The organism is Mesorhizobium sanjuanii, from assembly GCF_002529485.1.
Taxonomy (GTDB): Bacteria; Pseudomonadota; Alphaproteobacteria; order Rhizobiales; family Rhizobiaceae; genus Mesorhizobium; species Mesorhizobium sanjuanii.
In genome coordinates this window covers 25,658-46,612 of the sequence record NZ_NWQG01000120.1, presented here as the reverse complement: position 1 = coordinate 46,612, position 20,955 = coordinate 25,658, and the positions used below count along the sequence as shown (strand labels likewise).

Below are 20,955 nucleotides of genomic sequence, written 5' to 3'. Positions count from 1 at the left end.
TCGAGGAAATGCGGACAGGGACGTTGCAGTCGCTCGCCGAGCACTACGCGGCGGCCGACACGCCGAAGGGTGAAATCGTCATCTGCGTCGGCCCCACTGAGGCCAAGGCCGACGAACCGGCCGATATCGACCGGCTGCTGCTTTCGCTCGCCGCCGAGATGCCGGCTTCCAAGGCAGCTGCCGAGGCGGCAAAGATGACCGGCGGCCAGAAGCAGGCGCTTTACCGCCGGCTGCTCGAACTGAAGGACAGCAAAAAGGAAGGGGACGCCCCCGGGAAGGACGGCGATGGCTGAACGCCCGCTCGCCAGCCGCCGACAAGCCTATCGGCGCGGCCATCGCGGCGAGTGGCTGGCGTCAGCGGCGCTGATGCTGAAAGGCTACCGGATCCTGGCGCGCCGCCACCGCACGCGGTTCGGCGAGATCGACCTGATCGCGCGGCGTGGCGACCTTGTGCTGTTCGTCGAGGTCAAGGCGCGCCGCACGCTGATGGAGGCAATGGAGGCTCTTCGCTACGATTCGGAGCGCCGCATCGAAAGTGCGGCCGACCTCTGGCTGTCGCGCCAGCCCGACTATGGCAGGCTGTCGATGCGCTTCGACATGGTGGCGGTGCTGCCGTGGCGCTGGCCGGTGCATGTCGAGAACGCGTTTTATGGAAGGAATTGAGCGCTCCACCTTCCCCTTGTGGGGAGGGTAAGCTCACCCCCAGATCATTAGGGCCACCAGCCCGACGCCGCCGACGACCAGCCGCCACCAGCCGAACAGCGAATAGCCGTGGCGCGAGACGTATTCGAGCAGGAAGCGCACGACGAGCAGCGCGGTGACGAAGGCGGCGATGAAGCCGACGGCGATGATCGGCAGGTCGGCGCTGCTCAGCACGTTGCGGTTCTTGTAAAGGTCGAAGGCGAAGGCGCCGACCATGGTCGGCATGGCGAGGAAGAAGGAGAATTCCGCCGCCGCCCGCTTGTCGACGCCCAGAAGCAGCGCGCCGACGATCGTCGAGCCGGAGCGCGACGTGCCGGGGATCATCGACAGGCACTGGAACAGCCCGATCTGCAGATAAAGCCTGGTCGGAAACCGTTCGACGTCGCGATAGACCGGCTTCAGCTTCATGCGGTCCACCAGGAGCAGGACCACGCCGCCGATGATCAGCATGACGCAGATCAGCCGCGGCGATTCGAACAGCACGGTCTTGATGAAATCATGCGCCAGCGCGCCGATGATGGCCGCCGGCAGGAAGGCGATGAGGATGCCAAGGACGAAATGGCGCGTCAGCCGGTCATGTGGCAAATCGAGCAGCATCTTCCACAGGCGGCGGAAATAGACGCTGAGGATCGCCAGTATGGCGCCGAGCTGGATCAGGATCTCGAAGGCCTTGCCGGTCGAGTGAAAGCCAAGAAAATGGCCGGCAAGCAGGATATGGCCGGTGGAGGAGACAGGTATGAACTCGGTCAGCCCCTCCAGCAGGCCGAGCAGCAGCGCTTCGACGATGGTCTGGCTTTCCATGGCAACCTCGGCGTTGGTGAGAGAGCTTGAAGGAACGGCTTGCGAAAGGGCTTGCTTGTCACGGCGCGGAACTCCCCCTATAGGTCGCAGCACCCTGACAGCCCGCTGAATCGGGCGGTCAAGACTTACCGGCGCAGCCGGCGATTTGCCAGTGCGCTCTATTATCGCGGGACCATGCTGACGCTTTTTCACCACCCGATGTTCGCCGCCTGCCGGTTCGTGCGCCTCGCTTTCGGCGAGTATGGCGAGGAGCTGGCGCTGATCGAGGAAAAGCCGTGGACGCGGCGCAAGGAGTTTTTGGCGCTGAATCCGGCCGGAACCTTGCCGATCCTGCTGGCCGAAGGCGACGTGCCGATCGTCGGCGCCATGGTCATCGCCGAATATCTCGACGAGACGCGCGGCGTCTTGAAGCGCGACAAGCGGCTGTTCGCCGAGGACCCGATGGAGCGCGCCGAAATCCGCCGGCTGACCGACTGGTACCTCAGCAAGGCCGAGAGCGAGGTGACGAGGCATCTGGTGCGCGAACGCGTGCTGAAGCCGGTCATGCCTGAGACGGCGGGCGGCGGCTCGCCCGATTCGGGAGCGATCCGCGCCGCGCGCGCCAATATCCGCCAGCACATGAAATACACCAACTGGCTGGCCGGCACCCGCCCCTGGCTGGCCGGTAACAAGGTGACCTATGCCGACCTCGCGGCAGCGGCGGCCCTTTCGGTGCTCGACTATCTCGGCGAGATCGACTGGCGCGAACACAGCGCCGCGCGCGAATGGTACACGCGGGTGAAATCGCGGCCATCGTTCCGGCCGCTTCTGTCCGACAGGGTGCGCGGCCTGTCGCCGGTGTCGCATTATGCGGACCTCGATTTCTAAGAATGAACCCCTGCGCGCGCTAATCGATCGCGAGGCGAAGCGCGCCGGTTTCGACGCCATTGCCGTGACCACGCCCGATGCCATCCCGCTCGCTCCGGCCCGGTTGGCCGCATTCGTCGCCGACGGTTTTCACGGCTCGATGGGCTGGATCGCCGAGACGCTCAAGCGCCGGGGCGAGCCGGCGGCGCTGTGGCCAGAGGTCCGCTCGATCGTCGTGCTGGCGATGAATTACGGCCCCGACGGCGATCCGCGCGCGGTGCTCAACAAGCGCGGCCGCGGCGCGATCTCGGTCTATGCGCAAAACCGCGACTATCACGAGGTGATGAAGGGCCGGCTGAAGGAGATCGCCGGCAAGATCGTGGCGCGTGCCGGCGGTGACGTCAAAGTGTTCGTCGATACGGCCCCGGTGATGGAAAAGCCGCTGGCCGAAGCCGCTGGCCTCGGCTGGCAAGGCAAGCATACCAATCTGGTCAGCCGCGAACACGGTTCCTGGCTGTTCCTCGGCACCATCTTCACCACGGCGGCGCTTGCCCCGGATACAGCGGAGGAAGACCATTGCGGCTCCTGCCGCGCCTGTCTCGACGCCTGTCCGACCGACGCCTTTCCGGCGCCCTACCGGCTCGATGCGCGGCGCTGCATCTCCTATCTCACCATCGAGAACAAGGGACCGATTCCGCATGAATTCCGCGAAAGGATCGGCAACCGCATCTATGGCTGCGACGACTGCCTGGCCGCCTGCCCGTGGAACAAGTTCGCCCGCGCCGCCTCGGAAGCGAAGCTCGTCGCCCGCGCGGATTTGCGCGAGCCGCCGCTCGCCGAGCTGCTCAGCCTTGACGATGCCGCCTTCCGCGCCTTCTTCAGCGGCTCGCCGATCAAGCGCATCGGCCGCGACCGCTTTGTCCGCAATGTGCTGATCGCGGCAGGCAATTCCGGCGATTCCTCGCTCGGCAACGCCGTGCGCGCCTTGCTTGACGCCCCCTCGCCGCTGGTGCGCGGTGCTGCGGTATGGGCGCTGTCACGGCTTGTGCCGGATCGTGAATTGGCAAAATGCGCGGCCGCCGGCTTGAAGACGGAAGCCGACGAAACGGTGCGGAACGAATGGCGACTGGCGCTGGCAATCGAGGCACATGCATGAGCGGCAAGCAATTCTTCATTTTCGGCGCTGGTTATTCAGGCAAGGCATTTGCCCGCGCCAGCAAGGATGCCGGCACGATCTTCGGCACGACCCGTTCGGCGGAAAAATTCGCGGCACTGCGGCAGGCCGGCATCGAGCCACTGCTGTTCGACGGCGCGCCGACGCCGGAAATCGGCGGTGCGTTGAAGGAGACGACCCATCTCATCGTCTCGGTGGCGCCGGACGAGGCCGGCGACCCGGTGCTCAATGCCATGCGCCGGACGATTGCGGATATGCCGGCGCTCGAATGGATCGCCTATCTCTCGACCGTCGGCGTCTATGGCGATTACGGCGGCGCCTGGGTTGACGAAACAGCCGAATGCCGGCCGGTGTCGAAGCGCTCGATCATGCGTGTCGCCGCCGAACGGGACTGGCTGCAACTGGGCCGGGAGATCGGCCGGCCGCTCGCTATCCTGCGGCTTTCCGGCATTTACGGGCCGGGCCGCAATGCGCTGGTCAATCTGGAAAACGGCACGGCACGGCGGCTGGTCAAGCCGGGCCAGGTGTTCAACCGCATCCATTGCGACGACATTGCCGGCGCGCTCCGGCACCTCGCCGGAAGCAATATTGGCGGCATCTTCAACGTCACCGACGATCTGCCGGCGCCGCCGCAGGACGTCGTCGCCTATGCGGCCTCCCTGATGGGCATCGAACCGCCGCCCGAAATTCCGTTCGAGACCGCCCAACTTTCGCCCATGGCGCGGTCTTTCTATGGCGAGAACAAGCGCGTCGCCAATATAGCGGTCAAGGCGGCCGGCTATCGCTTCCGCTTTCCCGATTATCGTGCCGCCTTCGACCGGATGTGGGCCGATGGCGACTGGCGCGACGGCGAAGCGCGTAGCCCGATGAGGTGATCGAAGCGTGGCGCGCGGCGTGCTATGATTCGACTTGAATTCGCGGAGGAGCTCATGAAGATGTTGCAACGCGCATGGACGCCGCTCATGGCGGCAGCGTTCGCCGTCCTGACGGGACTTGCAGCGCAGTCCGCAGCAGCAGAGGAATTGGCGAAAGACCTGTTCGGCGCCAAGCAGCTGCCGGCCGTGGCGGCACCCCAATCCTTCGGCTTCTACTCCAAGGGCTGCTTTGCCGGCGGCGTCGCCATCCCCATGGACGGCCCGCATTGGGAGGTGATGCGGCCTTCGCGCAACCGACGCTGGGGCCATCCGGTGATGATCGGGCTGATCGAGAAATTGTCGCGCGACGCCGCCGCCGATGGCTGGCCAGGCCTTTTGGTCGGCGACATTTCGCAGCCGCGCGGCGGCCCGATGCTGACCGGCCATGCCTCGCACCAGATCGGCCTCGACGCCGACATCTGGCTGACGCCGATGCCCGACAACAGGCTTTCGACCAACCAGCGCGAGAAGATGAGCGCCACCTTGCTGGTCGACGAAAAGACCCATCTGGTAAAGGAGGCGCTGTGGACGCCGCAGCATGCGCGGCTCCTGAAGCGGGCGGCTAGCTATCCGGAGGTCGAGCGCATCCTGGTCAATCCCGGCATCAAGAAGAAGCTCTGCGATACGGTGAAGGGCGACCGCGCCTGGCTGCGCAAGATCAGGCCATTTTGGGGGCACGACTATCATTTCCACATCCGCATCGGCTGCCAGCCCGGCTCGCCAGGCTGCAAACGGCAGGAGGCGACAGTGCGGGGCGACGGCTGCGACCAGTCGCTGGCCTGGTGGTTCACCGACGAACCGTGGCGTCCTGCCAAGAACCCCGACAAGCCGAAGGCGCGCGAACTGATGACCATGGCAAGCCTGCCCCGGGAATGCCGGGCCGTGCTCGACGCGCCTGCTCCGTCCTCGGCCGAAGCTGCAACCTATTATGGCGACGGCAGGTCGATCGCGGCCGCTGCTCCTGAACCCGCAGTCGCGGCGGCTCCGGAACCAGCAATTACAAGTGGAGCTGGCGCACTCCCGGCTTCGGCGAATGCTTTCGCGGCAACGCCCGAGATCGGCATCCCGCTGCCGCGGGCGCGGCCGGGCAACTGACTCTGAAGCGGCTTTCCCTTTCCGAGGTCATGCGCTAGTCAACGAAGAACAGCGGCAGACTGCCGGAACGGGGACAGACAAGAGCATGGCAGGCGACGACGACACCGTGTTGCGGTTTCCGATCCTGATCGGCGACATCGGCGGCACCAATGCGCGCTTCTCGATCGTGCTCGACGCGAATTCCGAGGCGGGCGAACCGACCATCGTCCAGACCGCCAGTTTCAGCACGATCGACGAGGCGATCCAGGCGGCGGTGCTCGACCGCTCGTCGGTGCGGCCCAACTCCGCCGTGCTGGCAGTGGCGGGCCCGGTCGACAGCGACGAGATCCCGCTCACCAACTGCCCGTGGATCGTCAAGCCGAGGCAGATGTTTGCCAATCTCGGCATCGGCGACGTCGTGGTGCTCAATGATTTCGAGGCGCAGGCGCTGGCCGTCGTGGCGCTTGGCGAAGAGCATATGGAGAAGATCGGCGGCGATGCGCCGGAGCCCAATGCCGGACGGGTGGTGCTCGGTCCCGGAACCGGGCTTGGTGTTGCCGGCCTGGTCTATGCGCTGAACCATTGGATACCGGTGCCCGGCGAGGGCGGACACATGGACATCGGCCCGCGTACGCCGCGCGATTTCGAGGTGTTTCCGCATATCGAGAAGCTGGATGGCCGCATCTCCGGCGAACAGATCCTGTCCGGACGCGGTCTCGTCAACGCCTACCGGGCGGTGGCCAAGGCCGACGGCAAGCCGGCGCCTTTCACCAAGCCGGCCGAGGTCACCGCCGCTGCACTGGCGAAGTCGGATCCGGTGTCGGAAGAAGCGCTCGAGATGTTCGTCACCTGCCTCGGGCGCACCGCCGGCGACCTGGCGATGGTGTTCATGAGCCGCGGTGGCGTCTTTCTTACAGGCGGCATCGCGCAGAAGATCCTGCCGGCGCTGAAAGCCGGCAATTTCCGCGCCGCCTTCGAGGACAAGGCGCCGCACAGCGAGCTGATGCGCACCATGCCGGTCTATGTCATCACCCATCCGCTGGCAGCACTTTCCGGCCTTGCCGCCTATGCCAGGAACCCCTCGCTGTTCGGCGTCCAGACGGCGGGGCGGCGCTGGCGGGTATAGTCTTTTGTTAAGCATGATCTTTTCCAATAACCGGTTCCCGCTTTTGGGATCATGCTCTGACGCGCGACGAAGTTAGTCATCCCAAGGCATAGGCAAGCCGCCGCCGGGGCGCTAAGAGAAGTGCCTGATATCAGCCCGGCCGCCAAGCCGAACGGATCACGGAACGACTTGAACCAATCGCCCAAACACCATGCGAAGGCCCAGCCCGGCGAGATCGTGGCGGTGGTGCGCCGTATCCTTACCGAGAACGGCCGCGACTACCGGTGGTCGTATGTCTTCACCATACTCTGCCTGTTGACCGTGTCGGGAACGACAGCGGTGACCGCCTTGATCATGAGTCCCGTGGTCAACCAGATCTTCTACGAACGGCGTGGCGACCTGATCGCCTGGATCTGTGCTGCGATCCTGGGCGCCTTCATCCTGCGCGGCCTGGCCGGCTACGGCCAGGCGGTGACGCTCGCCAAGATCGGCAACAATCTGGTGGCGCGCTACCAGAAGCGCATCTTCGACCATCTGATGAAGCTTGGCGTCGGTTTCTTCAACGACACGCGCTCGGGCCGTCTGGCCGCGCAGATCAACGAGAATGTCAACGGCATCCGCGACCTTCTGTCGATGACGCTGACGTCGATCGCGCGCGACGGCGTGACGCTGATCGGGCTTGTCTGCGTCATGATCTACCAGGATCCGGTCCTGTCCCTGAGCTCGCTGCTGATCGGGCCGCCGCTGATCTACACCGTCACCTATCTGATGCGGCGGGTGCGGCGCATCACGCGTGAATCGGTGCAGATCAACGCGCGGCTGATCGGCGCCATGCAGGAAGCCACGCAAGGCATCGCCATCGTCAAGGCCTTCACCATGGAAGACGAGCTGTCGCGCCGTATCGGCAAGCTCGCCGACGATGCGGAGCAACGGTCAAACAAGATCGCCCGCGTTTCGGAACGGCTGACGCCGATCTCCGAGATACTGGCCGGTTTCACCGTTGCCGGCGTCATCGCCTATTCCGGCTACCGGGCGACCGTGCTCGGGCAGCCGCCGGGCGCGGTCTTTTCCTTCATCACGGCGCTGCTGCTCGCCTACGACCCGGCGCGGCGGCTGGCGCGCATGCAGGTCGGCATGGAGCGGGCGCTGGTCAATGCGCGCATGATCTACGAGTTGCTCGACCTCGAGCCGCAGCAGGGCGACGCGCCGGGAGCGGTCGCGGCGAAATTCACCAAGGGCGAGGTGCGCTTCAACAATGTGTCGTTCGGCTATGTCGCGGAGACGCCGGTGCTCCAGGATTTGAGCTTCGTCGCCGCCGCCGGCAAGACGACGGCGATCGTCGGGGCCTCCGGCGCCGGCAAGTCGACGCTGGTGGCGCTGCTGCAGCGCTTCCATGATGTCGACAGGGGCAGCATCGAGATCGACGGCGAGGACATTTCGCGGGTGACCAAGCAGTCGCTGCGCGGCTCTATCGCCTATGTCTCGCAGGCGCCCTATCTGTTCGAGGGCACCATCCGCGACAATATCCGCTACGGCCGGCCGAGCGCCACCGACGCCGAGATCGAACGCGCCGCGCAACAGGCCGCGGCCGACGATTTCATCCGCCAGCAGCCGGATGGCTACGACACCCCGGTCGGCGAAAACGGCGTGACGCTGTCGGGCGGCCAGCGCCAGCGCGTATCGATCGCCCGCGCCATCGTGCGCAATGCACCGATCCTGCTGCTCGACGAAGCGACCTCGGCACTCGACAACGAGGCGGAAGCGCGCGTCCAGCAGGCACTGACCCAGGTCATGGAAGGGCGCACCACCATCGTGATCGCGCACCGGCTGTCGACCGTGGTCAATGCCGACCAGATCATCGTGCTGGAAGAGGGCCGGCTGGTCGAACAGGGCACGCATGCCGCGCTGATGGCCGACCCGCACAGCGTCTATGCCCGCTTCCACCGGGTGCAGGGCAACAAGGGGCTGGGGCTTGTCGACGACGCCAAGTCTATCCAGAATGCCAAGTCCATCCAAACTCCGGCGCCACAACCACCGGTGCGACGCGCGAAGAAGGCGGTCGGGAGAATCTTATGAGCGGCATGTCTCCTAATGACACAAGCGATATGGGCCTGGTGGTGGTGGGTGCCGCCGGCCGCATGGGCCAGGCGCTGATCCGCGCCATCCACACGATACCGGGCGCGCGCGTCGCCGGCGCTGTCGAACGGTCCGGTTCGGCCTATCTCGGCAAGGATGCCGGCGAGCTTGCCGGCATCGGCATCATCAATGTGGCGATCGGCGACGATCCGCTGCCGGCCTTCGCCAAGGCCGACGGCGTGCTGGATTTCACGACGCCGGCGGCAACAGTCGAATTCGCCGGCTACGCGGCGCAGGCGCGTATCATCCATGTCATCGGCACGACAGGCTGCTCGGATGACGACAATGCCAGGATTGCGGCGTCGGCGCGCCACGCGACGATCGTCAAATCGGGCAATATGAGCCTTGGCGTCAATCTTCTGGCGGTGCTGGTCGAGCAGGCGGCGCGTGCGCTCGACGCCGACGATTTCGACATCGAGATCCTGGAAATGCACCACCGACACAAGGTCGACGCGCCGTCAGGAACGGCGTTGCTGCTCGGCGAAGCCGCGGCCGCCGGGCGCGGCATTGCGCTCGCTGGCAACGATGTGCGGTCACGCGACGGTCACACCGGCGTGCGAAAAGCCGGCTCGATCGGCTTTGCCACGCTGCGCGGCGGCTCGGTGGTCGGCGACCATTCGGTCATACTGGCCGGCACCGGCGAGCGCATCACGCTTGCCCATCATGCCGAGGACCGGGCAATCTTCGCCCGCGGCGCGGTCAAGGCGGCGCTTTGGGCGCGTGGCAAGAAGCCCGGGCTGTATTCGATGCGGGACGTGCTCGGGCTCGGCTGAGAAATCCAGAACTATTTTGTCGTTATGCAATTCCGGACGGAAAGCCGCTACACACTTTCCCCGGAATTGCTCAAACCTGAAGGAGCGGAAATGTCGAGAACCCTCGTGCTCGTGCGGCATGGCCAGAGCGAATGGAACCTGAAGAACCTGTTCACCGGCTGGCGCGACGTCGACCTGACCGAGCAGGGCCACAAGGAGGCCAGGGAGGCGGGCGCCAAGCTGAAGGCGCGCGGCCTGAAATTCGACATCGCCTTTACCTCGGCGCTGATCCGGGCGCAGAAGACTTGCCAGCACATTCTCGACGCGGTCGGCCAGAGCGGGCTCGAGACCATCCGCGACCAGGCGCTGAACGAACGCGACTATGGCGATCTCTCCGGCCTCAACAAGGACGACGCGCGCAAGAAGTGGGGCGAGGAGCAGGTGCATGTCTGGCGCCGCTCCTACGACGTGCCGCCGCCCGGCGGTGAAAGCCTGAAGGACACCGGCGCGCGCGTCTGGCCCTATTATCTGCACGACCTGCAGCCGCATGTGCTGCGCGGCGAGACCGTGCTGGTGGCGGCGCATGGCAACTCGCTGCGCGCGCTGATCATGGCGCTGGACGGCAAAACGGGTGAGGAGATCGTCAAGCTGGAACTCGGCACCGGCGTGCCGATCGTCTACACGCTCAACGCCGATTCGACGGTGGCGTCGAAAGAAGTGCTGGAGGGGTGAGCCGGCAGCAGGCATGTTTTCTTGATTGAGCATGATCTTTTCCGAAAACCGGTTCCCACTTTTCGGGATCATGCTCAGAAAAAAGCGCGTTGACACCCATCGTCTGCCCGCTTACATGAGCCCGCACCAGCCCAGATGGCGGAATTGGTAGACGCGCACGGTTCAGGTCCGTGTGCCGCAAGGCGTGGAGGTTCGAGTCCTCTTCTGGGCACCAAATTCCCGTTTCGGACCGTCCGAAATGATCCAGACACCCAGCAAAAAGCCCGGTTTTCCCGGGCTTTTTTGTTGCCTGATTCCAGGGTCGTCCGCACCAGGCTTTGATGCCGCCGGTTGCAACCTTCCCTTACGGCATATTTGTCACAGGTCTTTTTTGATCGGTTTATCCACAACCTCCGATATTGATCCGGTGTTTTCGCTGCCGCTAATGTGCCGCCCATTGCGTGATTTGGCGGGGAAACAGGGCAAGGCACGCAATGTCGCCGACTGCTTTCAGCGGTCAGCGCGGCGGACCTCCGCTTGGCCCTGCGACTGGTGGACTACACGCTACAGCCGCAGGGCCTTGACCGGCGAACTTGGCGGGGGGCGCCGGCCGGCGACCATGCACTGAGAGAAATCGGAGCCGAAACATCTGAATGAAGTACGCCGGCTGAACACTGCTTACGCAGAAGGTTGAATACTGCTTACGCAGGGGAATGACCCGAAATGGGTCAACAAGCTGGCACGGCAATTGCACCGCTGGGCTCGGGGCCTGGGGTGGAGGGCTCGTCGCTTCGCGAATGACCGGCGGGCCCTCGCACCGATTGTCGGCACTGCGGCATCCGCCGCCTTGGTTGGAGACTGACAGTGCCGAGATACGTTGTCGAAGAAATACACGGCAGTACGATTACGGCGTCCCAAAGCATTGTTGCGCCCTCGGCGTTCAAAGCTGCCGCCAATGCGACTGGCCGCTCAGTGACGCTATGGTCCGGCGAGCCGGCTTGTGTGCGCGTCACTGAATTCGGGATGAGCCGCTCGTTCACCTACGCTTATTGCGGCTCTTTTGCTGACAGCCACCAGCACGCCAGCACCGGCGCGCTCGCGAATCCAGGTGCCTTGCCGGAGCCGGATGATTTCAGGTCAAGTCGAATCCGGCTCTAAATCAAAGAGCGTGATGTCGTCGAGCGTGATGTCGTCCGAAAACCGCTTCACACTTTTTCGGCATCATGCTCCAGTGCTCAGAATTTCTCCTGGTCCGCGAACCCTGGCAGCGATTTGTGCAACGTGAGCTGAACCGCGTTAAAGAACTGCCGGACTTCATGACGCGCGGCTTCGGTTTCCGAGCCTCGCTCGATTGCAACCGAGAGCAGGTGGCTGGCTGTTTCGCGCCAGAATGTGGCTGCGTCCTCGCCATGAAGCCGGCCAATGGTGTCGGCAATGAGCCGCACAGTGGAAACCTCTCGACTGATCGGGAACGCGACAACTGACATTGACGGAATAACCCTGGCGCCATGAATCGATAATTGGTCTTTGACACAAGGCGTACCGCCAAAATCGGAAATGGATCGTTAAGGCCGCGCATGGCGATGCCCGGACAGGGCGCTGTGAGCGGTGGGCTTTCTTGCTTCATGTTCTGATTGAGTATTGGCTGCGCGAAAGCCGCCCGCCGCCTGCAAGCGGCGGGCTTCTCCTCCTCCCCACGCTATTCAGGTCAATCCATGATCTTGGCGATCTTGCGTACGCCTGGATCAAAGAGGACGACACCAACCCTACCCCAAACCTGAGACGGCTTTGAACGTTCCTTGGGTCAGCCTTCAGTCCATCCCGAACCTGTCTTTCATGGGACTTAAGCCCAGCGTGTCGCGCGCAAAGGGCGGGAGGATGGGTGCCACCCGGAACTGCAACTGCTCATCCTCGTTGCTCATTGCAAGTTACGGGAGGAGCCCAGCCATGGAGAAGAGCGTTTACCAAGCCCGCTGGCTACTGATGCCGATCGTCGCCGTCTCCATGACGTTCCTGGCGATTGGCATGCTCGTTAACTGAGGGTCGATTTCAATGGTATCTGCGCAGCTACGTCCCTTCCTGCGCCGATAGGGTTCGCACCGCCACGCCGCCGCAGTGGTGCGAACCCCCAATTGCCGCGCGCCTTGCGATCAACATGAAGTACGCCGGCTGAATATCCTCAGGAACATTAGCGGTCTCTAAAAGTTCGAGTTATGGCCGGTAGTGCCCCACACTTCCTGCCAAGATCGGGCCACGGACCTGATCGGGCCCGCGCTTCTCCGCCAGAAGCGCGGGCTCACTGTCTTCGAACGGACCTGCAGAACGCACCTTCCGACACAAAGACCTTCGGCCCGTATGTGCCATGTCGGACCTAAGGCCCAATCAAACCCGGCAAAGGTCCTACCGCGCCAGGACCAAAAGCCCAAGTTGGGAACATCGTCAGGAAAGGCACGTTCGCCTCCAGGTGTCCGCATCAACGCCACCGTTCAGAAAGCGAGCCACGAGTGATGCAAACAGCGGTTGGCTCGCATCAAGGAGAGAACCATGAGAATCCCCCTTTCGACTTCACTTGCAGGAATTTTGCTTTTGGCCGGCGTCGGAGCCGTTGCAGCACAGGACGTGATCATCGCGCCTGAGCAGGAGACGGTTGTACGTGAATACGTAAAGAAAAAGCCGCTCGCCTCGGTCAAGATACCCGGCGTCGAACTGAACATAGGGTCCGCCCTTCCGGACACGGTCGAGCTGCATGAAGTGCCGGATGTGCAATATCGTTATGTCGTTGTTGATGACCGGACTGTCCTGGTCGATCCCGGCACGCGCAAGATTGTGAAGATCTTGAACTGAAATAATTAAGCGGTGAAATAATTCCACCGCCGCTCTTCCTCGATCGGCGGTGGGATTAATTTCGGGAGATAGAGATGCCTTATGATTCGATGGAGGCTATGTTTGAACGGAGGAATGAGGGTGCCCAGATTTCAGGCGTATACGACGTCCGCCGCAAGCAGAAGGCCAACCTTGCGCCTCGCAGGCTGGGCGAGGCGATCCAGTTTGTGGCGTTAGCCGCACCCGAGCGCTACGTCGTGCGATCGGCCACCGTGGCCTTCGGCGAGACGGCGGACGACCGCCTGCGCGCAAATGAATGCGCAAGGATCTGGGCCAAATACGGAATGTCGCTTTTGGATAGAATCTGAAGCCCACTTGCTGGCAGCACCAACTGTTCTAAATGTCGAGACGCCCCAAGCTGGGGACGCTAGGATACGGCCCGGTGAAGCTCGGACATCAATTGAACCGTGCGGTACGTTGAGAATTTCTATCAGCGGTGGAGCAGGCTTTCGCTGGCCCTGCAGTTCCTCATTGCCGGCGGCATCGCTCTCTTGGCTGCAATGCTGATGGTAGGCTTGTGGGTCACATCGCAGATCAGGGAAGCCGTTATTCGCAATTCCGCCGGCACCACCGCCCTTTACGTCGACAGCGTGATTGCGCCGCTTCTGCCGGACATGCGCAAGAACGAGGCGCTTAGCGACAGCGTCAAACGAGCGCTTGACGAGACGTTGGACCAGGGTGCGCTTGGAAAAAAGCTGGTCTCGTTCAACCTCTGGGATCGTGGCGGCAAGATACTGTACTCCAAAGACCCACGGTTGATCGGCCAGGTGTTCGAGCCGAGTGCGAACCTGTTACGCGCTTTCGGGGGAGATGTGTTTGCCGAATTCGACAGACTGGATGACAACGAGCGGCAGCAGAAGGGAACGACTTCGCGTCTGCTTGAGATTTACAATCCGGTGCGCGAGCCATGGTCGGGCGATGTGGTAGCCGTCTCGGAATTCTATGAAGTCGCCGACGACTTCCAGAAAACCCTGAACGCGGCCTTGTGGTCGAGCTGGCTTGTCGTGGGAGGAGCGACGGCGGCGGCGCTGGCAATGTTGTCGGGCATCGTGCTTCGCGGCAGCCGCACAATTCACAGGCAGCGCCTGGCGCTTGAAGCAAAAATAGCTGAACTTCAAGAGCTGCTGTCGCAAAACTCGAAATTGCGCCATCGCGTGCAGCGCGCCTCGCGGCGTGCCACGGCGATCAACGAGCGCTACTTGCGTCGCATTGGCGCCGATCTTCACGACGGCCCAGCTCAGCTTGTCGCACTGGCGGCGCTTCGCGTGGACAGCCTTCACCTGGTCGATCCTGCCGCGCCGTCGAAAGATCGCAAAGCAGAAATCGCAGACATTCATCACACGCTGGACGAAGCAATGCGCGAGATACGCGCCATCTGCAACGGCCTCGTGCTTCCACAGATCGAAACCGCGGCAGTTGGGGACATACTGCGACTTGCCGTTACCGAGCACCAGCGCCGGACAGCGTCCTCGGTATCGCTTACCCTTCCTGCCAGGCTCCCTGAACTGGGAACATCCGAAAAGATCAGCATCTATCGTCTCGCCCAGGAGGGTCTGAACAACGCATGGCGCCACGCAAACGGCAAGGACCAGGCGGTCAACGCTTCTATGACGGGCGGCAAGCTCCAGATTGAAGTCTCCGATGGCGGCCCCGGCTTCGATCCGGCATCAAGCGAAGGACTCGGACTTGCCGGCCTGAGGGAGCGAATAGAAAGCATCGGGGGCCGTTTCGAAGCCTCTTCCAGCAGCAAGGGTACGCGGTTGACCGTCACCCTGTCGATCGAGGAACAACAATGAGCGCTGTCGTTCGCATCACTATTGTTGATGACCATCCGCTTTTTCGCGAAGGCGTCGCACGCAGCCTCCGTGAAATCGGTGGCTTCGAAATCGCCGGTGAAGGAGCCACCGCTGCGGATGCTGAAAGGCTCGCCCGGATCGAGCAGCCGGACGTTATGCTGCTCGACATAAGCATGCCTGGCGGGGGACTGCAGGCCGCCGCGAACATTTTGGCAAAGTCCCCGAACCAGAAGATCGTCATTCTTACCGTATCGGAGGCAAATGCCGATTTGGCACTCGCGCTCAAGACAGGTGTTCGTGGTTATGTTCTGAAAGGGGTCCGCTCGAGTTCACTGGCTGAGATATTGAAAAGCATCGCTGCCGGAGAAAAATACATCCCGCCTACGCTTTCGGCTCGATTGTTGAATGAGCTGATCCAGCCCGAAACCCGGAAGGTCGATCTCATTGGGCAACTCTCGGACCGTGAGTTTGGAATACTCTCCCTGGTAGCGGAGGGATTGAGCAACAAAGAAGCCGCAAAGAGGCTCGCGCTCCAGGAAAAGACGATCAAACATCACATGACGCGTATTCTCGCAAAACTCAAAGTTCGCAATCGCACAGAGGCCGCGCTTTTAATGCATGAGTCCAAGACCAGGCCGGTTGACATCATGCACCAGCCTGCCCCGTGAATTGCGGTTGGTGTCCCGACAGGCTCCCGAACGGCAGACATCAAAGGGCTTTTAACCGCCTCACGTCGGAAGCTTTTACGGCGCGATCGATAATGGTTCGGCCGAGCGCGTCCTTCATTCTGAACCGCCCAGCCTCGACTCTCTCGCTGATACCGTCTGGATGGACAACCTCGATAACGTTGCCCTGAACCGTCACCTTGTCGCCGGTCGCCGGATTTACCTTGGTTTCCCCGCCGCTTTTGCCGGCGCTGCTTCCATCGTCGCCGCCATCGTCGCTGTCGCCGCTGCCATTGCCGTTAGAGTTGCCATTGCCGGTATTCCCGTTCCCGTTGTTGCCGTTTCCGCTATTGCCGTTTCCGTTATTGCCTTTGCCATTGCCGCCCGCGCCGTTCTTTGCGTAAGCAGCAGCGGGCCCAAGCTCGGGAAACATTGAGTGGTCGAGTTCAACAATGCAGGGCACGAATGTCAGCATCGCTCCCAGCGAAGCAGGAGCGATGAGCCGGCAAAGCCAACGCAATGAGGGAACGGGCATTTTGCTTCTCCCTGTGATGAGGACGGAAGCACAATCGGGCCGCCGGTTCCATGCCACATAGTAATTGGCTAATCCAGCACTGGACCTTTGTCACTTGGCCCTATTCACCATCTGGACGCCTGTATAGGAAATCCTTCAAAATTTCAAATCAACTTGAACGTCATTTATTCCGGCTTTGTTCCTCGCCGGAGATCCTTCCGTCATTTCCAACCGGGAATAATCAGACCTTGGTCGTAACCCGATATGCCCAGAGGTCCGAGACTGTCGGTCTAAAGGCCCGGCGCGGGAACGCCCCCCTGAGACTGGCGTTACGGGCTCTGTTTAAGCGAGGACCTTATGGACGAGAAAATGTGGCAGTCCCCCTATGTCAACACTGGCAATGGCCTGGGCACCGCGCTTGCCGTGCTCGTGGTCGGCCTCATGGCGATCGGCGTTGTGTTCCTCATTCTAGGTGGTGCGCTCTACCTGGATCAAGGGACCGACGAGCGCTCGCTCTCGACCATCCCTGCCCGAGCCGTCGTTACCCAAGGCAGCAGCCCGGCAAGGTGAGTCTGTATGAATTGCGGATGCAGCCTTCGGCAGGGCCTGAAACGATCACTGCGGGCAGATTGCTTGCATCATGGAGGAACCAGAGGGGTGGATGACCAGTGACGCAAACAGTGAGCAGGGTCTATGATTCTCGTTTCGACGCCGCCAGCGCCGTCAGAGCCCTGCTGTCAGCAGGGGTGCCTCGAGAAAACATCACCGTGTTCTGGCCTCCGGATGATGAAGCAGCAATCGTTTCAGCCATCTCCGTCGTAGGCGCGGCCTTTGGCGCCTCGATTGGTCTGCTTGCAGCCATGTCGCTGGCGGTGTATGGCGCGATCCCGTTCGAAGGAGGGTGGCTGGCAATGGCGGTCGTCGGTGGCGTGGTCTGCGGCGGCTTTGCGGGTGGGATTCTCGGTACGTTCGCCGATGTACCAGAGGAACTCGTCGAAAAGAGCTCCCCTCAAGGCATCGTCCTGGTTGTTGCAGAAGTCGAGGAACAAATCGCGACGGAGTGCGGCGTCTGCCTTGGCGCCGCGAACACCCGTGCGGAATATGCGCGACAGTCGGCATTTTCGTAAAATCGGGCAGCGCCGCTGCGGCGGCCACGGGCGATGACAGGAATATGCGGCGACGCCAAAGGCCCGCCAGATTTGTCATGGTGTGCCGCCGCGCTTGCGGGCCTGCATGATTTTCGCCACTCGCAGCATTGCTCGTCGATGAGGTCCCACCAGCTCGATTGGCGCCAGCGCCTCGTTCATGGTGACCCCGGTCTCTCGGGCGAGCGCGTCGGCGTGAAGTTCCTTCTGGCGATCAAGATCGCCTCATGATGCCGGTCGTTACGCCCGCGATGCGGTGAAATCGGTATCTGCGGACCAAGTATTTTTAGAGCGCTCCACTGAGGAAGGGACGCCTCCGCGCAAGAGTGGCTTGGGATCGCTGAGTGACTTACCGACCGGGACACGGGTCAAGCACCCCGCCGCAGCCTCAGCCCAGCCCGATCCTTCTCGCCCCCTGCCGGAACAGCGCCTCGGCGTCGGGTTCGAAGCGGAAGGTGCCGATGAAATCGTCGGCGCAGTAGCTTGGGTGCGTCTTGCGCAGCGTGGCGGCGAAATTTCGGGCCTCGTCCTGCCGCCCCGCCAGCGCCAGGCAGTGCGCGGCGATGGCCAGGATGATGGCATGGGCGTTGGGGCGGGCGGCGGCCTTCAGCGCCCACTCGGCCGCCTCATCGAACTGGCCGAGCCGGGCAAGCGCCATGGCGCGGGAGCCGAGCATGCCGAACAGCAGCGGATCGAACGGGCTGAGATGCCTGGAATGATCGGACGAGCCGATCGCGGATTTCGGGTCGCCCGATTGCGAATGCACGAAGGAGAGCGCGTAGTGGCCGAGCGCGAAGTTGGGGCTCAAGTCGACGGCCCGTTCGAGCTCCACGAGCGAGCCATCCTGCTCGCCGCGCAGCCATAGTGCCCGGCCCATGGCCCAGTGCGCGGCCGGATTTTGATCGTCGACCAGAAGGCTTTGCCCGGCACTCTCGAAGGCAAGCGCGGTTTCCTGCTCGCGATCGCCCCAGCGCTGGAAAGCATTCTGCCAATGGGTGAAGGAGAGGCCTGCATAGGCGCGGGCGAAGGTCGGATCGAGCTTCAAGGCCATGTCGAAGAAATGCCTGGCCTGCTCGTTCTCCGTGCGGGTGAAGCGATACATATGCCAGAGGCCGCGATGATAGGCCTCCCACGCATTGAGCGAGTTCGGCGCCTTCAGCATGGCGCGGTTGCGCTCGACTGTCCCGATCTCGGTCGAGATCGACGAGACGATGGCATTGCCGATCTCGTCCAGCACGGCAAAGATGTCGTCGGGCCGACGCTCGAACGTTTCGGTCCAGACGATCCTGGCGGTGCGCACCTCGACCAGTTCGGCGCTGACGACGACGCGGCCTGGCAGGCTGCGCACCGCGCCGGTGGCGACATAGTCGACATTCAGCCGCCGTCCGGCATCCTCCGGGGCGATGTCCTTTTCCGCCAGCGCAAAGACCGAGCCGCGTGCGATGACGAAGAAATCCCTGAGCTTGGCCAGGCGGGTGATGATGTCGTGGGTGAGGCCGTCGGCCAATCCACCACGGGGAAGGCCGATGCCGGCTTCCTCGACAAATGGCATCACCGCCAGTGAAGCCCGGCGCAACGGAACGGCGTCGGGTTCGGCGAGCGCGACCGGGGGCGTCAAGGTGACCATCGAGCGCGCGCAGGGCGTGGCTACCGATGGCCGTTCCTTGATCGCCCGCCAGGCGTCGCGGACCGGAGCGAAATCCAGATCCTCGGACTGGAAGAGCAGTGCGGCGGCGGCAAGATGATCCTCGCAGGCGCCGATCTGGCCGCGCCTGGCCAGATTTTCCAGCAATGCGACATGCGCGCGCCCGTCGAAAGGCGCCAGCGCAAGCCATTTCTCGATATGGGCGGACACGCTTCCCGAGCCCGCCGGGAGATTGTTGACGAGATGCTCCAGAATGGCGGCATGGCATGAGGAGAAGCGGCGGCGCTGCGCGGTCAGCCAGCTCATGAAATGCGGGCTGCGGTCGATCTCCAGGCCTTCGAGGAAATCGCCGGCGAACTGTTCGGACAAGGCCTGCAGCCGCTCCAGGTCGAGCGTCTCGATGCCCCTGGCGGCGGCCGAGGCAATATCGATCGCGTCGACGAAACTGCCGCTGAGATCAAGCGCGACCGTATCGCCCGAGGTCTCGACCCTGGCGGGGTCGTCGAGACCGCTTCTGAGTTTGCTCAGGCACCAGCGGAGCTCGCCCCTCGGGTCGTTCGGCACATCCCACAGAAGTTCGCACAGGCGGCTGCGGCTCACGGGATGCGGGGCCAGCGCCAGATAGGCGAAGAGAGCGCGCAGCTTACGCGACGCCGGCAGTTGCACCGTGGCGCCGTCGCGCACGACGGTCAGCGGACCGAACAGGCGCACGCAAAGCCCTGCCGTGCCGCCGTTCAGGCTCGATCGAGTGGATTCCACGTGCGTTTCCACGCCTGCTCCCACGCTGGCCAATCGGCCACTGTTCTATCACCAAACCCGACAAGGCGCACCGACGGCGAATTTCCACGCCGGACGCGCCCGTTGCGGCATATGCCGTGAAGTCACCTTAGCGCGGCAAGGTCTCGAAACCTCGCCGCCCAATCCGCCGGTTTGTAACCGGCGCGTGACCACAAACAATGATGACAAGATCGAGGAGATCGACATGTTGCATAAACAGAAAATCAGAACCACGGCCGGCCGCGGCCGCCGCTTCGACAGCATTCTCGACACGGTTGGCGATACGCCGGTGATCCGGATCAACAATCTCGGCCCGGCCCATGCGACCATCTATGTGAAGGCGGAATTCTTCAATCCCGCGGCCTCGGTGAAGGACCGGCTGGCGCTCAACATCATCGAGGAGGGCGAGCGCAGCGGCGCGCTGAAGCCGGGACAGACCGTCGTCGAGGCGACCAGCGGCAACACCGGCATCGGGCTGGCCATGGTCTGCGCGCAGAAGGGTTATCCGCTGGTGGTGACGATGGCCGACAGTTTCTCCATCGAACGGCGCAAGCTTATGCGCATGCTGGGCGCCAAGGTGGTGCTGACGCCGCGCGCCCAGAAAGGCTTCGGCATGTACAAGAAGGCGGTGGAGCTGGCGGAAGCCAATGGCTGGTTCCTGGCCCGTCAGTTCGAGACCAAGGCCAATGCCGCCATCCACGAGGCGACGACAGCGCGCGAGATCATGAACGACTTCGCCGGCGCGCGGCTCGACTGCTTCGTCACCGGCTATGGCACCGGCGGCACGGTCGTCGGCGTTGGGCGCGTGCTGCGGCGCGAGCGGCCGGAGACGCGGATCGTGCTGGCCGAGCCGGCCAATGCCCAGCTCATCGGCAGCGGCACGGCGCAGGAGCGCGGCGCCGGTGGCGCGCCCGCCGCCAGCCACCCGGCCTTCGAGCCGCACCCGATCCAGGGCTGGACCCCGGATTTCATCCCTGACGTGCTGCAAGAGGCGATCGACAAGAGCCTCTATGACGAGGTGATGCCCATTCCCGGGCCGGAAGGCATCAAATGGGCCAAGGCGCTGGCGCAGAAGGAAGGCATCTTCACCGGCATTTCCGGCGGCGCCACCTTCGCAGTGGCGCACCGGGTGGCGGAAATGGCAGCACCCGGTTCGGTGATCCTGTGCATGCTGCCCGACACCGGCGAGCGTTACATGACGACGCCGCTGTTCGACGGCATCGAGGCCGAGATGGACGCCGAGGAGATCGCGCTCTCGCAGTCGACGCCCGGCTGCCAGTTTCCGGCGTGACAGCGACATATCGGGAGCGACCTG

At 63.2% G+C, this 20,955-nt stretch carries 21 protein-coding genes, 1 tRNA gene and 1 pseudogene; 19 read left to right on the top strand and 4 right to left on the bottom strand.

Translation table 11 applies throughout. The features are described 5' to 3' along the window. Both CN311_RS19065 and CN311_RS19060 read left to right on the top strand, forming a co-directional pair. Positions 1-293 (top strand): annotated as a pseudogene (locus tag CN311_RS19065) (16S rRNA (cytidine(1402)-2'-O)-methyltransferase); the annotation flags it as partial. Next, complete coding sequence (locus CN311_RS19060) at positions 286-663, top strand: YraN family protein (protein ID WP_097575279.1); 378 nt, start codon at positions 286-288, stop codon at positions 661-663. The pseudogene CN311_RS19065 and the gene CN311_RS19060, both read left to right, overlap by 8 nt. 33 nt (positions 664-696) lie before the next feature. Here CN311_RS19060 and CN311_RS19055 read toward each other — a convergent pair whose 3' ends face one another. Then, positions 697-1,503 (bottom strand): undecaprenyl-diphosphate phosphatase, encoded by an 807-nt coding sequence (locus CN311_RS19055; protein ID WP_097575278.1) that lies wholly within the window; start codon positions 1,501-1,503, stop codon positions 697-699. Between the two features lie 174 nt (positions 1,504-1,677). Here CN311_RS19055 and CN311_RS19050 point away from each other — a divergent pair, with 174 nt between their 5' ends. The 10 genes from CN311_RS19050 (at position 1,678) to CN311_RS19005 (ending at position 11,373) form a co-directional block, all read left to right on the top strand. Then, positions 1,678-2,370: a glutathione S-transferase family protein gene (locus CN311_RS19050; protein WP_097575277.1), complete on the top strand. Its 693-nt coding sequence runs from the start codon at positions 1,678-1,680 to the stop codon at positions 2,368-2,370. Beyond that, positions 2,351-3,505, top strand: coding sequence for a tRNA epoxyqueuosine(34) reductase QueG (gene queG / locus CN311_RS19045; protein WP_097575276.1), 1,155 nt, complete (start codon positions 2,351-2,353; stop codon positions 3,503-3,505). Before CN311_RS19050 ends, queG begins: the two co-directional genes overlap by 20 nt. After that, positions 3,502-4,398, top strand: coding sequence for an SDR family oxidoreductase (locus CN311_RS19040; protein WP_097575275.1), 897 nt, complete (start codon positions 3,502-3,504; stop codon positions 4,396-4,398). The genes queG and CN311_RS19040 overlap by 4 nt, the downstream gene beginning before the upstream one ends. Before the next feature lie 54 nt (positions 4,399-4,452). After that, on the top strand, positions 4,453-5,532 hold the full coding sequence (mepA, locus tag CN311_RS19035) for a penicillin-insensitive murein endopeptidase (RefSeq protein ID WP_245440877.1): 1,080 nt from the start codon (positions 4,453-4,455) through the stop codon (positions 5,530-5,532). Between the two features lie 85 nt (positions 5,533-5,617). Next, the gene (locus CN311_RS19030) at positions 5,618-6,637 is read left to right on the top strand and encodes a glucokinase (RefSeq protein ID WP_097575273.1); all 1,020 of its coding nucleotides are present in this window, start codon (positions 5,618-5,620) and stop codon (positions 6,635-6,637) included. Between the two features lie 168 nt (positions 6,638-6,805). Beyond that, a complete protein-coding gene (locus CN311_RS19025; protein ID WP_097575287.1) occupies positions 6,806-8,692 on the top strand; it encodes an ABC transporter ATP-binding protein in 1,887 nt (628 codons plus the stop codon). Beyond that, complete coding sequence (gene dapB / locus CN311_RS19020) at positions 8,689-9,525, top strand: 4-hydroxy-tetrahydrodipicolinate reductase (RefSeq protein WP_097575272.1); 837 nt, start codon at positions 8,689-8,691, stop codon at positions 9,523-9,525. Before CN311_RS19025 ends, dapB begins: the two co-directional genes overlap by 4 nt. A 90-nt stretch (positions 9,526-9,615) precedes the next feature. Continuing rightward, on the top strand, positions 9,616-10,236 hold the full coding sequence (locus CN311_RS19015) for a 2,3-bisphosphoglycerate-dependent phosphoglycerate mutase (protein WP_097575286.1): 621 nt from the start codon (positions 9,616-9,618) through the stop codon (positions 10,234-10,236). A gap of 129 nt (positions 10,237-10,365) precedes the next feature. Continuing rightward, positions 10,366-10,450 (top strand) — tRNA-Leu (locus CN311_RS19010). Between the two features lie 629 nt (positions 10,451-11,079). After that, a complete protein-coding gene (locus CN311_RS19005; protein WP_245440876.1) occupies positions 11,080-11,373 on the top strand; it encodes a hypothetical protein in 294 nt (97 codons plus the stop codon). A gap of 77 nt (positions 11,374-11,450) precedes the next feature. Here the strand turns inward: CN311_RS19005 and CN311_RS19000 are convergent, their stop codons facing one another. Then, positions 11,451-11,702, bottom strand: coding sequence for a DUF6074 family protein (locus tag CN311_RS19000; RefSeq protein WP_097575271.1), 252 nt, complete (start codon positions 11,700-11,702; stop codon positions 11,451-11,453). A gap of 1,057 nt (positions 11,703-12,759) precedes the next feature. Here CN311_RS19000 and CN311_RS18995 point away from each other — a divergent pair. The 4 genes from CN311_RS18995 to CN311_RS18980 all read left to right on the top strand — a co-directional run bounded on the left by CN311_RS18995 (position 12,760) and on the right by CN311_RS18980 (position 15,562). Then, on the top strand, positions 12,760-13,059 hold the full coding sequence (locus CN311_RS18995; RefSeq protein ID WP_097575270.1) for a DUF1236 domain-containing protein: 300 nt from the start codon (positions 12,760-12,762) through the stop codon (positions 13,057-13,059). A 74-nt stretch (positions 13,060-13,133) separates the two neighbouring features. Then, positions 13,134-13,406: a hypothetical protein gene (locus tag CN311_RS18990; RefSeq protein ID WP_133117218.1), complete on the top strand. Its 273-nt coding sequence runs from the start codon at positions 13,134-13,136 to the stop codon at positions 13,404-13,406. Between the two features lie 192 nt (positions 13,407-13,598). Beyond that, the gene (locus CN311_RS18985; RefSeq protein ID WP_245440878.1) at positions 13,599-14,894 is read left to right on the top strand and encodes a sensor histidine kinase; all 1,296 of its coding nucleotides are present in this window, start codon (positions 13,599-13,601) and stop codon (positions 14,892-14,894) included. Then, complete coding sequence (locus CN311_RS18980) at positions 14,891-15,562, top strand: response regulator (protein WP_097575268.1); 672 nt, start codon at positions 14,891-14,893, stop codon at positions 15,560-15,562. The genes CN311_RS18985 and CN311_RS18980 overlap by 4 nt, the downstream gene beginning before the upstream one ends. Before the next feature lie 40 nt (positions 15,563-15,602). Here the strand turns inward: CN311_RS18980 and CN311_RS18975 are convergent, their stop codons facing one another. Beyond that, a complete protein-coding gene (locus CN311_RS18975) occupies positions 15,603-16,094 on the bottom strand; it encodes a hypothetical protein (RefSeq protein WP_097575267.1) in 492 nt (163 codons plus the stop codon). A gap of 336 nt (positions 16,095-16,430) precedes the next feature. Between CN311_RS18975 and CN311_RS18970 the strand changes: the two genes are divergently transcribed. Both CN311_RS18970 and CN311_RS18965 read left to right on the top strand, forming a co-directional pair. Then, positions 16,431-16,643, top strand: a complete 213-nt coding sequence (locus CN311_RS18970; protein WP_245440875.1) for a hypothetical protein — start codon at positions 16,431-16,433, stop codon at positions 16,641-16,643. 98 nt (positions 16,644-16,741) lie between these two features. Next, positions 16,742-17,200, top strand: coding sequence for a hypothetical protein (locus CN311_RS18965; RefSeq protein ID WP_208866533.1), 459 nt, complete (start codon positions 16,742-16,744; stop codon positions 17,198-17,200). Positions 17,201-17,606: 406 nt separating this feature from the next. Here CN311_RS18965 and CN311_RS18960 read toward each other — a convergent pair whose 3' ends face one another. After that, positions 17,607-19,622: a transcriptional regulator gene (locus tag CN311_RS18960; protein ID WP_165779761.1), complete on the bottom strand. Its 2,016-nt coding sequence runs from the start codon at positions 19,620-19,622 to the stop codon at positions 17,607-17,609. Between the two features lie 223 nt (positions 19,623-19,845). Here CN311_RS18960 and CN311_RS18955 point away from each other — a divergent pair, with 223 nt between their 5' ends. Next, positions 19,846-20,931, top strand: a complete 1,086-nt coding sequence (locus CN311_RS18955) for a PLP-dependent cysteine synthase family protein (protein WP_097575282.1) — start codon at positions 19,846-19,848, stop codon at positions 20,929-20,931. Positions 20,932-20,955: the final 24 nt, after the last annotated feature.